Origin of the sequence: Tautonia sp. JC769 (assembly GCF_040717455.1) — a bacterium.
Lineage (GTDB): Bacteria > Planctomycetota > Planctomycetia > Isosphaerales > Isosphaeraceae > Tautonia.
The window spans coordinates 1-12,247 of sequence record NZ_JBFEFH010000004.1; the positions used below are offsets into that span (position 1 = coordinate 1).

Annotated in this window: 11 protein-coding genes; 7 read left to right on the forward strand and 4 right to left on the reverse strand. The window is 69.4% G+C overall.

Features of this window, described 5'->3' with window-relative positions; all coding sequences use genetic code 11:
* Positions 1-78: 78 nt before the first annotated feature.
* A complete protein-coding gene (locus AB1L88_RS05505; protein WP_367095635.1) occupies positions 79-1,182 on the forward strand; it encodes a hypothetical protein in 1,104 nt (367 codons plus the stop codon).
* A 106-nt stretch (positions 1,183-1,288) separates the two neighbouring features.
* Here AB1L88_RS05505 and AB1L88_RS05510 read toward each other — a convergent pair whose 3' ends face one another.
* Both AB1L88_RS05510 and AB1L88_RS05515 read right to left on the reverse strand, forming a co-directional pair.
* Positions 1,289-2,056: a hypothetical protein gene (locus tag AB1L88_RS05510; RefSeq protein ID WP_367095636.1), complete on the reverse strand. Its 768-nt coding sequence runs from the start codon at positions 2,054-2,056 to the stop codon at positions 1,289-1,291.
* Positions 2,057-2,335: 279 nt separating this feature from the next.
* Positions 2,336-3,565, reverse strand: coding sequence for an alpha/beta fold hydrolase (locus AB1L88_RS05515; RefSeq protein ID WP_367095637.1), 1,230 nt, complete (start codon positions 3,563-3,565; stop codon positions 2,336-2,338).
* 227 nt (positions 3,566-3,792) lie between these two features.
* Here AB1L88_RS05515 and AB1L88_RS05520 point away from each other — a divergent pair, with 227 nt between their 5' ends.
* From AB1L88_RS05520 to AB1L88_RS05530, 3 genes are read left to right on the forward strand one after another with little or no spacing between them, the layout of a single operon-like run.
* Positions 3,793-4,767, forward strand: coding sequence for an L-lactate dehydrogenase (locus tag AB1L88_RS05520; protein ID WP_367095638.1), 975 nt, complete (start codon positions 3,793-3,795; stop codon positions 4,765-4,767).
* Positions 4,764-5,390: a cyclase family protein gene (locus AB1L88_RS05525; protein WP_367095639.1), complete on the forward strand. Its 627-nt coding sequence runs from the start codon at positions 4,764-4,766 to the stop codon at positions 5,388-5,390. The genes AB1L88_RS05520 and AB1L88_RS05525 overlap by 4 nt, the downstream gene beginning before the upstream one ends.
* Positions 5,387-6,589: an aminotransferase class V-fold PLP-dependent enzyme gene (locus AB1L88_RS05530; protein ID WP_367095640.1), complete on the forward strand. Its 1,203-nt coding sequence runs from the start codon at positions 5,387-5,389 to the stop codon at positions 6,587-6,589. Before AB1L88_RS05525 ends, AB1L88_RS05530 begins: the two co-directional genes overlap by 4 nt.
* 38 nt (positions 6,590-6,627) lie before the next feature.
* Here the strand turns inward: AB1L88_RS05530 and AB1L88_RS05535 are convergent, their stop codons facing one another.
* Positions 6,628-7,338 (reverse strand): methyltransferase domain-containing protein, encoded by a 711-nt coding sequence (locus AB1L88_RS05535; RefSeq protein WP_367095641.1) that lies wholly within the window; start codon positions 7,336-7,338, stop codon positions 6,628-6,630.
* Between the two features lie 150 nt (positions 7,339-7,488).
* On the opposite strand from AB1L88_RS05535, the gene AB1L88_RS05540 reads away from it, so the two are divergent.
* Both AB1L88_RS05540 and AB1L88_RS05545 read left to right on the forward strand, forming a co-directional pair.
* Positions 7,489-8,703 (forward strand): cysteine desulfurase family protein, encoded by a 1,215-nt coding sequence (locus tag AB1L88_RS05540; protein ID WP_367095642.1) that lies wholly within the window; start codon positions 7,489-7,491, stop codon positions 8,701-8,703.
* Positions 8,704-8,810: 107 nt separating this feature from the next.
* A complete protein-coding gene (locus tag AB1L88_RS05545) occupies positions 8,811-9,140 on the forward strand; it encodes an iron-sulfur cluster assembly accessory protein (protein ID WP_367095643.1) in 330 nt (109 codons plus the stop codon).
* A gap of 127 nt (positions 9,141-9,267) precedes the next feature.
* On the opposite strand, the gene AB1L88_RS05550 is transcribed toward AB1L88_RS05545, so the two are convergent.
* Positions 9,268-10,251 carry a phosphoglycerate dehydrogenase gene (locus AB1L88_RS05550; protein WP_367095644.1) on the reverse strand — a complete coding sequence of 328 codons (984 nt, stop codon included), beginning with the start codon at positions 10,249-10,251 and terminating at the stop codon, positions 9,268-9,270.
* 386 nt (positions 10,252-10,637) lie between these two features.
* Between AB1L88_RS05550 and AB1L88_RS05555 the strand changes: the two genes are divergently transcribed.
* Positions 10,638-12,116: a hypothetical protein gene (locus AB1L88_RS05555; protein ID WP_367095645.1), complete on the forward strand. Its 1,479-nt coding sequence runs from the start codon at positions 10,638-10,640 to the stop codon at positions 12,114-12,116.
* Positions 12,117-12,247: the final 131 nt, after the last annotated feature.

Consider the following 12,247-nt stretch of genomic DNA (forward strand, 5'->3'; position numbering starts at 1 on the left):
CGTCAGCGATCGCCGCGCGATCTCGGGCGGCAATGCCGGTCTCTCCTTTTGAATCCGCACCCCATTTGGACTCCCCCCATGGCCGCCTCCCTCTCGCAGATCCTCGCCAATCGCCTCAATGCGCTCCGCTCGACCGGCCCGAAGACCGAGGCCGGCAAGGCCTCCTCCAGCCGGAACGCCCTGAAGCACGGCCTCTCCCGCGTCGGCACCCGAACGCCCGCCGACATGGCCGCCGCCATCGCCGATCGCAAGGCCCTCTGGGGGCCCGAGTACGACCTGCAAGGCCCGCTCCAGCAGTGGGCCTTCGATCGCCTCGTGGCCGAGTCCGTCCGCCTCGAATTCTGCGAGGAACGCATCTGCGCCGCCCGAGCCGAACTGGCCACCACCGCCGCCGAATCGTGGGACGACGACCGCGCCGCCGAGGCCGCCTCGCTCGGCGCCCGACTGTCCGGCCGGGCCGACCGCATCCAACCCCTCTTGCTCCAGGGCAAGCACGGGGTCCTCTGGCTCCTCGACCGCTGGGCCGAGGTCGGCCAGTCGCTCACCCGCCGCGACGGCTGGACCCCCGAGACCTGGGACCTCGCCCTCGACCTGCTCGGCGTCCCCCCCTCGGCCCGAGACGGTTCCGGCCCCTGGGACCTCGACCCGAGCGACTCCGGCGCCGCTCCCGGCCTCGACCTCGTCGCCCAGGCCGTCGCCGCGCTCCGCGAGCGCCTCGACTCCTCCCTCGACGCCCGAGACGCCCGCCACCGCCTCGACGCCGAGTCCGGCCTGCTCGCCACCGACCCCGCCCCCCTCCGCCTCCTCGAACGCTACGCCGCCGACGCTCGACGCCAGATCTCTCGATATCACAGGGAGTTGCGTCACTCCCAGGCGTCCTCGCGACGCGCCCCGGCCGGACCGATTGCTCCCGCCGAGTCGGGCGCTCCTGGCCCCCGGCCCGATCGGACCACCTCTCGAAGCCGGCCCGAGGTCACGACACCCCATCCTCCTGCCGAACCCGACCCCGAGCCTCGACCCGCTGGCCGTACGTCCGCACCCTCCTCCTCCCGAAACGAACCCGCGACCGGCGGTGCCCCGAGGGAGTCCGGCAAACTGCAACCGACCGTATCGACCCCTTCCGCCCCCTTGAACCGCCGCGCTCGACGCGCCCGGGCCGCCCTGGCCCGCCGCAACGCCTGACGGCCCGTTCGCGATCCTCGCGCCGATCGGTGAAACACCCCCTCTCCTGAGGAGGGTTCAGGACCGGTCCGCGCCCCCGATCCCGCCCTCCGTCTCGACCGACCGATCAGGCCGCCGCCATCCTGAGCGCTCGGCGTCTCCTCCTGACGCGATGCCAGGAGCCGCCCAGGATGCAAAGGCTCCCCGTCAGCGCCATCACCAGAGTCGACGGTTCGGGAACCGCCACCGGATCGCCCCCCGGGAGGCTGGAGGAATACCGGATCGAGGTGATCTCTGCCCTCATGTTCCCGCCGGTCGGCGTTCCGTCGCCGAAATAAAGCCCGGCGCTGCTGGAAGACCCGCCCGGCAGTGTTCCCGTGTGGACGACCACGTCATTCACCTTCAGGACGTAGCCGTTCGAGTTGGCCGACGTCGACAGCGTGTACTTGACCTCTCCCGAGACTGAACCCGTCGCGATCTGGTACATGTGCCAGGAGTTCGGGTTGGCGAAGAGTACGGCGTACTCCTCCTCACCTCCGAAACCGAGATAAAGCCCGAAGGCGCTGGTGCTGTTCGTGACTCGCGTCACGACTTCCAGCGTCGTGTCTCGATCGGCCGCGTAGCCGGGGGCAAGCTGATACCCGGCATAAATATCGGAGGAGAACCCCATGCTGTTCAGAATCAGCTTGCCATCGGCCACCTGGGCGAAATCCGACTCCTGCACGTTCGACGAGGCCACGAATGAAAGCCCCTGACTGCCCAGGGTCGCGAGCGTATCCCCCCTGCTGAAATCGAGATCGAGGATCAGGCCCGCCTGCGCCGCGCTCCCGAAAGAAAGGCTCAGCGAGGCGACCACCAGAGCAGACAGCCCCCCGACCACCGGATGATGACTCATGAGATCGACCCTCAACCCGCACCTGTCGCTTCGACGGAACACCGCGATCCGCCCGAATCCGAACGGGGGCCCGGGTCCTCGATCGTCGGCCAAGGCCAGGCTCGGTGTCGGCGCGCGAACGCGGGTCCCCCAACAGGAGAACGATCGCGATGAACACGAAAGGATCGCGAGACCCGAACGGCAGTCGGCAGGCGCGAGCGGCCTCCTCCCCGATCCCGACCCTCCCCGGTCGGAGGAGGCTCGACCCGCCGACGTCGTCATTCGCCTCTTGGGGGGCGGTCAGCGTGCCCCGAGCATCCATTGCTCGATCGTCGGGTACACCTGCTGGCGGCTCGTCCGGCCGACGAGGGCGTCGGAGTGGCCCGAATCGGCGGCGAATCCGTAGGAGCGGCCGAAGTACATCAACGTCTTGTCCGTCGAGCCGACCCGCTCGTAGATCGTCTGCTGCACCGAAGGCGGGGCCAGTTGATCGGTCGATCCGCAGGCGACCAGGATCGGCACCTGGACGTTCGGCAGCATCGCCGCGTAGCTGAAGGTCTTCCCCGCGTCGAGCAGTTCCTTCCTCGCCGCCAGGGTGAGATACTGCTGCAGGAGTCCGATCGAAGGGACGTCGATCCCGTCGTGCGTCAGGGCCCGATACACTCTCGGGTCCACGTGGCTGTTGTTGAAGAACATGTTGTCGATGCTCGTCTTCGAGTCGATCAACAGCTCCTCGGGCAGGATCTGCCCGGCGATCTGCCCCTGCCTCAGGGCGAGCAGCTCCATGAGGAACTGGGTCGCGAGCTGCCCGTTCGGCATCGTCACCTGGCTGCCGACCGTCACCAACTGGCCGATCCCCGGGTTCTGATACCGGGCCAGGTGGCAGAGGCCGATGATCCCCCCCATCGAGTGCCCGACCCAGGCCACCTCGGGCGCCCTCGTGTGCGACCGGACCAGGTGGACCAGGGCCGGCACGTCGTAGTTGATGTGGTCGTCCAGGTTCCAGCGGGCAAATTTCGGGTCGAGCGTGGCGTAGCCGGTCGGGGCCATCCGGTTGTTCGTGGCCCTCCGGATCAGGCCCCCCACGACCATCGTCGGCGCCGCGTCGATCTTGGCCACCCACTTCGAGCTGAGGCCCGATCCTCTCAGATTCACCACCCAGACGTCCCAGCCTCGCTCGGCCAGGTACTGCGGGAAGCTGACCTCGGGGCTGATGTCCCAGAACTGGGCGTTGTAGCTCAAACCGTGGCAGAGGATCACCGGCATCGTGCCCGGCCTGACCCCCGTGCTCGGCCGGAACCGGTGGGCGACCAGGGTCCAGCCGTCGGCCGTCCGGATCGGGAAGGTCTCCCCCGTCAGGTGCGGCTTCAAGGTCCGCTGGATGTTCTCGGGGCTCAATTGCTGCCGGAGCAGGTCCTTGCCGAAGTCTTCGAGCAGGGCCCCGAAGTCCTGGCCCTTCGCCACCGAGGCCCCAATCGTCGCCTGGGCCATCAAGAGGCCCGCCGCTCGGATCGCCTGTCGCCGGTCCATCAGTCGGATCTCCACGCACCATCCATGCGAAGGGGGGGAGGCCGGTCGGCTCCGGGCGCACTCCGGCCATGGGGACCGTCTCTACCATCCTTCGGCCCGATTGCCCACCCGAGCTTGAGCCGATCCGGGCGGTCGCCGCCCCGATCGGTCGCCGAGGGGTGGTCGATCCGCTACGCTAGTCGAGGACCCTCACCGAACCACGACACGATGCCCGAGGAGGCCGACGGATGATCGGAGAAGCACGCGGCGGCAAGGTCGGCCTGGTCGGCACCGGCATGGTCGGCAGCTCGTTCGCCTACGCCCTCATGCAGCGCCGGGTGGCCAGCGAGCTGGTCATGATCGACCTCGACCCCCGCCGCGCCGAAGGCGAGGCCATGGACCTGAACCACGGCCTCCCCTTCGTCTCCCCCATGCGGGTCCGGGCCGGGACCTACGACGACCTGGCCGACGCCGAGGTCGTCGTCATCACCGCCGGCCGCAACCAGCGCCCCGGCGAGACCCGGCTCGACCTGCTGGCCAAGAACGCGGCCGTCATCGAGGACATCGTCCCCAAGGTCGCCGCCGCCTCCCCCAGCGCGATCCAGCTCATCGCCACCAACCCGGTCGACGTCCTGACGCAGATCGCCGCCGAGGCGGCCGGATTGCCCCACGGCCGGGTCCTCGGCTCCGGCACGGTCCTCGACACGGCCCGCTTCCGATACCTCCTGGGGGAGCACTTCCGGGTCAACCCCCGGAGCGTCCACGCCTACATCATCGGCGAGCACGGCGACACCCAGGTCCCCGTCTGGAGCCTGGCCACCATCGGCGGCGTCGGCCTCGACACCTTCGTCGGCGCCCAGGGACGTTCCAAGGACCTGGTCGACCGCGAGCGGATCGCCGAGCAGACCCGCACCGCCGCCTACGAGATTATCCAGCGGAAACAGGCCACCTACTACGCCATCGGCCTGGCCCTCGTCAGTATCGTCGAGGCGATCCTCCGCGACCAGAAGACCGTGCTGACCGTCTGCTCCCCGCTCGAACACCTGGAAGGGCTCTCCGGACCGATGTCCAGCAGCCTGCCCACGGTCGTCGGCCGAGGGGGGGCCGAGCACGTCATCGACCTCCCGCTGACCCCCGCCGAGCGTTCCGCCTTCCTCCAGTCCACGCAGACACTCCGCAAGGGCCTCGACGAGGTCCGGGGGATCGGGGGCTCGTTCGCATGATCTACGACCTCTCCCCGCCCATCTCCGACCGCCTCCAGGTCTGGCCGGGCGACACCCCGCCGACCCGCGAGGTCCTGCTCGACCTCGACCGCGGCGACAACCTCACCCTCTCGACCCTGCACGCGACCGTCCACCTCGGCTCCCACGTCGACGGCCCGAACCACTATGGCCGAGGCTCGGGAGGGGTCGACTTCTGGCCGCTCGACCGCTTCGTCGGCCCCTGCCGGGTCGTCCGCGTCGCGGCCGAGCCGGGGGGACTGATTGGGGTCGATCATCTGCGAGAGGCCACGATCGACGCCCCCCGCCTGTTGATCGCCACCGGTTCCTTCCCCGACCCCGAGTCCTTCCGCGAGGACTTCAACGGCCTCGACCCCGACCTCATCCCCTTCCTGCACGATCGCGGCGTCCGGCTCGTCGGGGTCGATACGCCGAGCGTCGATCCCTTCTCCTCGAAGGACCTGCCGGCGCATCACCGCTGCCTCGATCTCGGCATGACCATCCTCGAAGGCCTGGTCCTCGCCGACGTCCCCGAGGGGCGATACGAGCTGATCGCCCTGCCGCTCCGGCTCGTCGGCTTCGACGCCAGCCCGGTGCGAGCCATCCTGAGGACGCTCCCCTCATGAGCGACCCCGATCAGTCCGACCCCCTTCTGGGCTTCCGCGATCGCTTCCCGATCCTCGGGACGACGACCTACCTCATCAGTAACTCCCTCGGCGCCATGCCCGAGGCGGTCGGGGCGAGCCTCCGCGAGTACGCGAGCACCTGGGCCTCGCGAGGCGTCCGGGCCTGGGAGGAATCCTGGTGGGAGCTGGCCGCCTCGACCGGCGACCTGGTCGCCCCGTTGATCGGGGCCGGTCCCGGCGAGGTCGTCTTCCATCCGGGTGTCACCCTCGCCCACGCCGTCGTCTTCAGCGCCTTCGACTTCCGAGGGCCTCGCCCCCGGGTCGTCACCGACGCCATGCACTTCCCCTCCGTCCGCTACCTGATCGAAGGCCTGAAGGCCGACGGGGCCGAGGTCGTCGACGTCCCGACCGACGACGGCATCACCATCGACACCCAGCGGGTCATCGACGCCATCGACGAGCGGACCGCCCTCGTCAACCTCTCCCACGTCCTGTTCAAGAGCTCGTACATCCACGACGTCGCCGCCATCGCCGAACGGGCCAGGAAGGTCGGCGCGGTCACGATCATCGACGGCTACCAGGCCGTCGGCTCGATCCCGGTCGATGTCCGGTCGCTCGGCGTCGACGTGTACATCGGCGGCTGCCTCAAGTGGCTCTGCGGAGGCCCGGGGACCGCGTTCCTCTGGGTCCGCCCCGAGCTTCGAGAAGGGCTTACCCCTCGCCTGACCGGCTGGATGTCCCACGCCCGGCCGTTCGCCTTCGAGCCGACCCTCGATCGCCGGTCCGACGCCTGGCGGTTCCTCAACGGCACACCCAGCATCCCCGCCCTCTATGCCGCCCGGCCGGGGCTGGAGATCGTCCGGGAGGCCGGCATCGACGCCATCCGGGACAAGTCAGTCCACCAGACCGGGCACCTGCTCCGCCTGGCCGACGCCCGGGGGTTCCGCTCCACCACCCCGCGCGATCCGGACCGCCGAGCGGGGACGGTCGCCCTGGACGTGCCGGAAGGGCTGGCCGTCTCCCGAGCCTTGAAGGCCCGGGAGATCCTCTGCGACTACCGCCCCGGCGCCGGCATCCGCCTCTCCCCGCACTTCTACACGAGGGACGACGAGCTGGACCTGGCGATCGACGCCATCGCCGAGATCCTCGACGCCGGCGCCTGGCGGGCCTTCTCGGGCGCCGCCGGCCCCGTCACCTGAACCCTGGAAGCGGGAGACGCCGACGCATGCCCGACGCCTCAGGCCCTCGAATGCTGACGCACGCCCGGCGTCGACACCTTGAAGTGCGGCCGGCCGAGGGTCGAGGCCGTCCGGGCCGTCCCCTCGGTCAGGAGGAACGGGGCGGGGCCCCGGTGGACCTTCTGATTCGTCTCGACGAACCCGGCGTTGGCGAACAGGTCGCGCATCCGGCTTCGGGAGCAGTGGTGGACGTTCCCTTCGATCGACTCGACGCAGACGTCGTAGATGAACCAGCCCCAGGGGGCGTCTCGGAAGCCGTCGACCAGCATCAACCGGCCCCCGGGCTTCAAGACCCGGTGCATCTCGGTGACGGCCCGCTGCTGGTCGGGATAGTGGTGGAAGCTGTTGGCGCAGGTCACCACGTCGAAGCTGCCGTCGGCGAACGGCAGGTGCTCGCTGTCCCCCTGGACCGGCATCAGGGTGTCGCGGTGCGAGGACCAGCGCCTCGCCCCGCCCCGGAGCATCTCGGCGACGAGATCCATGCCGAAGACCTGGGCATTCGGCAAGGCCTTGAGGATCTTCTCGCCGAACTGGCCGGTGCCGCAACCGGCGTCGAGCACCCGGATCGGCCGGTCGCCGAACCGTTCTCGGATTCGGGAGATCAATGCCCGGTGCGAGGGGCCGAAAAGCAACCACTGGAGGATGCAGCGGTCGTACGACTCGCTCCAGCGGATGAACTCTTCCGTCGCCTGCTGCTTGTCGTAGCCCATGGTTCGCGTCCTCCGATGACCATCTCGTGGGGGTTCCTTCCCGAGCGGGGCGGCCTAGCTTGATCGAGCCGCCGCTTTTCGGCAAGGTGGATTTCGAACGAACCGCCGGCCGATCACCCGAATTTCGTCCCGCGTCCCGAGTCGCCCGCCGTGACCGCACCGCCGATCTACCTCGACAACCACGCCACGACCCGCACCGACCCCCGCGTCGTCGAGGCCATGCTGCCGTTCTTCCTGGAGCAGTACGGCAACGCCTCCAGCCTCTCGCACCGCTTTGGCTGGGAGGCGAGCGACGCGGTGGATCGGGCTCGCGAGCAGGTGGCCGCCTTGATCGGGGCCGAGCCGTCCGAGATCGTCTTCACCTCCGGAGCGACCGAGGCCAACAACCTCGCCCTCAAAGGAACCGCCCTCGCCGCCAAGGGGCAAAAGGGGGGGCACCTCGTCTGTTCGAGCGTCGAGCACCGGGCCGTACTCGATCCGCTCCGCCGCCTCTCAAGAGAATCGGGCTGGCACCTGAGCATCGTCCCTGCTGACCCTCACGGACAGATCACCGTCGACGCGGTCGAGGCGACCTTGACCGAGCAGACCGTCCTGGTCTCGGTCATGGCGGCCAACAACGAGGTCGGCACGATCAACCCGATCGGGGAAATCGGCAAGCTTTGCCGGGATCGAGGGATCCTGTTCCACTCCGACGCGGCCCAGGCCGCCGGCAAGGTGCCGATCGACGTCCAGACCGACCCGATCGATCTCTTGAGCCTGACCGGTCACAAGTTCCACGGTCCCAAGGGGATCGGCGCCCTTTACGTCCGCCGTCAGGGGAGGCGGGCTCGGCTCTCATCCCTGGTCGACGGCGGCGGTCACGAGCGAGGATTACGCAGCGGGACGTTGCCGGTCCCCTTGATCGTCGGGCTGGGCAAGGCCGCCGAACTGAGCCGGGAGGAAGGGCCAAGCGACGCCGATCGGATGCGAACGCTCCGCGACCGCCTGGATCGGGCGATCCGGGCCTTGCTCGACGATCAAGGCGTCCTCCTCAACGGTCATCCCACCGATCGGTTGCCGAACAATTTGAATCTGAGCTTCGAAGGAATCGAAGGGGAAGCCCTGTTGATGGGCCTCCGCACCCTGGCCGTCAGCTCGGGGGCGGCCTGCTCCTCGGCCGAACCGGAACCGAGTCACGTTCTCCGGGCGATGGGGCGGGATGAGCGGCTCGCCCGGGCGAGTTTGCGGTTCGGACTCGGTCGATTCACGACGAGCGTTGAAATTGATCAGGCCGCGCGGATCGTCGCGGAAACCGTGGCCCGGCTGCGACAATCGGGCCCCGACGGCCCGGCCAATCGCCGAGATCTGACGCGGGCCGACTTGTGATCGGCCGCCAACTGCGTAGAATAATTGACGTTGATTGCACCCACCGGCGACATCCGTTCGCCGTTCCTCCCTCCGAACCGAAGATCCGAGTCAGGAGCACGAACCCGATGAGTGTCACGCTCACCGAAAAGGCCGCCAGCGAGGTCAAGCGCATCATCGAAGAGCAGGGCAACGGCCAGGAGCTGGTCCTGCGCGTCGGCGTGCAGGGCGGCGGCTGCAGCGGCTTCTCCTACAGCCTGAACTTCGATTCCGAGACCAGCGAGCGCGACCGCGTGGCCGAGTACCACGGCGTCCGCCTGGCGATCGAGAAGAAGTTCGACCCCTACCTCGACGGCACCGTCATCGACTTCATCGACGACCTCGGCCGTCGCGGCTTCGCCTTCAACAACCCGAACGTGACCAAGAGCTGCGGCTGCGGGAGTTCGTTCCAGGTCTGAGCCCGGTCCGGGCCGACCGAGCGAGCTACCGAGAACGCGACGCCGCCCGATCCCTCTCGCCGGCTTTCGACGAGCGGCCGGCGAGGGTCCCCCCCAGTCGACTCATCGGGCGGCCGGCCCGGCCAGCTCACCAGCACCAATCGGGGCCGACCTCGGGGTTGACCACGCAAGGCCCCGGCCATCGCCCTTCGTGCAGGTCCACGATGCAACGGGCCGCCATCTCGGCCATGTCCGCCATCGATCGTTCATCCACGCCGGCGATGTGGGGGCTGGACACGACGTTCGGCAGGGCGATCAGCGGGTGGTCGGCCCGCGTCGGCTCGGCCTGGAAGACGTCGAGGCCGGCCCCGGCGAGGTGGCCGTTCGTGAGGGCCTGGTAGAGGGCCGCTTCATCGACCAGGCCGCCCCGGCTGGTGTTGATCAGGATGGCCCCCGGCTTCATCAGGGCGATCCGACGCTCGTCGATCAGGTTCCGGGTCGCTTCGGTCAGGGGGAGGTGGAGGCTGACCACGTCCGACTCGGCCAGCAGGGCCTCGAACGGGCGGCACTCGACGCCGTGCTCGGCATCGAAGGCGGGGTCGAGCACCTCGTCGAAGGCCAGCACCCGCATGCCGAACGCCCGGGCCCGCGGGACCATCGCCCGGCCGATCCTCCCCAGGCCGACCAGGCCGATCGTCGCGCCCCGCAAGGGGCGGACGATGGTGCGGTCCCAGCCCCCCGCCCGGATGACCCGGTCGTTGATCGCCACCCGGCGGGCCACGCCGAGCAGGAGGGCGAACGCCTGTTCGGCGACGCTCTCGTGATTCGTGCCCGGGGTGATCGTCACCGCGATCTTGCGGGCCGTCGCCGCGGCCACGTCGACCGCATCGTAGCCGACCCCGGTCCGGGCGATCACGCGGAGCCTCGGGCACGCCTCGATCAAGGGGGCCGAGAGGCCTTCCCCGCCGGCGACGATGGCCTCGCAGCCCGGCAAGTATTCGGCAAGCTGCGACGCGGTCAGGACGTCGTCGCCGTCCGGGTCGATCGTGTCGAAGCCCCCGGCGTGGAGCACCTCGCGGAAGGGCCCGGGCTGGTGGCGGATCGGGCTGGCGCCAATCAAGACGAAGGGCATGATTCGGGGGTCCGTTGCGGGGTCGAGCCGGACGATTCCGGCAAAGTCCCGTTCCTGTTCGTCGGGCGATGCTGCATGATAACCGCTCCGGCCGGCCCGGGCTCAAGACGCAGGCCCAGTTTTGCCCTCAAGATTCTGGGCAGGGATCCGGCGAGGGTGGTAGGATCTCCCAGGGGTTGCGCGATCCGGCCTGGAGGGCTTGCAGCCTCGCCGCATCGACGCCGGCCCAGCCCCCCGCCGCGTCGGGCCGTCGCCGGGACGCGACGGGTCCGGCTGCTCCGGCCGCACCCACCATTGCTCAATACAGAACCAGGGTCAGCTCGCATCCAAGCCGCTTGGGTGTCCTCAATGGCCTTCTCGGGCAGGACTCGTGGACGATGGGCGTCATGAAGTTTCGATTAACGCCTCCTGACCTCTCCGAGCGACTGCCCGAACTGAAGCGGGGGTATTTCACCGGGCTCGACCGCACCCCCGAGCCGGTCTCGATCGACCTGCGCCCCGGCCTGCTCGTCACGCAGCGAGACGCCCCCGACAGCGGCCGCCTGCACGTGCCGTTCCCGGTCGAGGGGTTCGGCATGCCGTTCGTCAGCACGGCGACCCTGGCCGAGCGGCATCGGCCGTTCGACCTGACCGTGGAGCTGGCCCGCGGGAAGCTCTTCGACGTGCGGGGGCAGGCCGGCGACTGGCGGCACATGGGCCTGCACCTGCCGGACGAGGTGTCGGCCCCGCTGGCGGAGTCGATCCGGGCCTTCTCCAGGGCCGTCACCACCGATGACCCGGGTCGGGCGGCCTCGTTCGCCCGGGCGAGCCTGGCCGCCTCGTTCCGGGCCGGCGAGCAACTGACGTCGACGTACACGACCCAGGTGATCCGCAAGCGCCTGGAACACGCCTCGAAGCTGCCGACCCTGCTCGGCTGCGGCCTGAACGCGGATCCGGCGGGAACCCCCTGGGCCGAGGCGCTCGTCGGCGTCATCAACGCCGCTCGAGTCCGCTGCACCTGGGCCGAGCTGGCCCCGACCGAGGGGCGATACCGATGGGACGCGCTCGATGCTCAGATCGAGTGGTGCCAGTCCCATAAGTTGTTGCCAATGGCCGGGCCGATCCTGGAGTTCCGCCCGTCGTCGTTCCCCGACTGGCTCTGGCTCTGGGCCGGGGACGTCGAGGAGATCAGTTCCATGGCCATCGACCTCGTCCGACAGGCCGTGACTCGCTACAAGGGCAAGCTCGGCCACTGGCACCTGGTGGCCCGGCCGGCCTCGGGAGACGTGCTCGGCATGTCGGAGGAGGAGCAGATCCGGCTGGCCGCCCGCTGCGTGCAGGTCGCGCACCAGGTGGATCCGGTCACGCCGCTCATCGTCGACTTCGACCAGCCCTGGGCCGAGTGGCTCGGATCGAGTCCCTTCCGGATCGGCCCCTTGCACGTGGCCGACTCGCTGTCGAGGGCCGAGATCGGGTTGGCGGGGGTCGGCCTGGAAGTCGCCCCCGGCTTCAGCTCGCCGGGCAGTCACATGCGCGATCTGTTCGAGTTCTCACGCATGCTCGACCTGTTCGCGCTGCTCAATCAGCCGCTCCACGTGACCATCGCCCTGCCCTCGACCAGGGGGAAAGATCCCCAGGGTTCGACGGATCTGAAGGTGGAACGGCGGCAGTGGCCCGGTGCCCCCACCCCGGAATCGCAGCGCGACCTGGCCGCCAAGTGGGTCGCCCTGGCGGCGGCCAAGCCTTACGTGCGGTCGGTCATCTGGACCCACGCCACCGACGTGGCCCCTCACTTCTACCCGCACGCCGGCCTGTTCGACGCCGAGGGCCAGGCCAAGCCGCTCGTCTCCTGGCTGCAGGAGTTCCGGGCGTCGTACCTCCTGTGAGGCCGTCGCGGCTCGACCCGGCCCGGGCGCATCGCGAGCCCCCCCTCGGTTGACCCGATCCGCCCGGATTCGGTACGATCAACAAGGGTTTGATCGCCGGTTGAACCTCGAGTCGATCGCCTTTTCCCCCC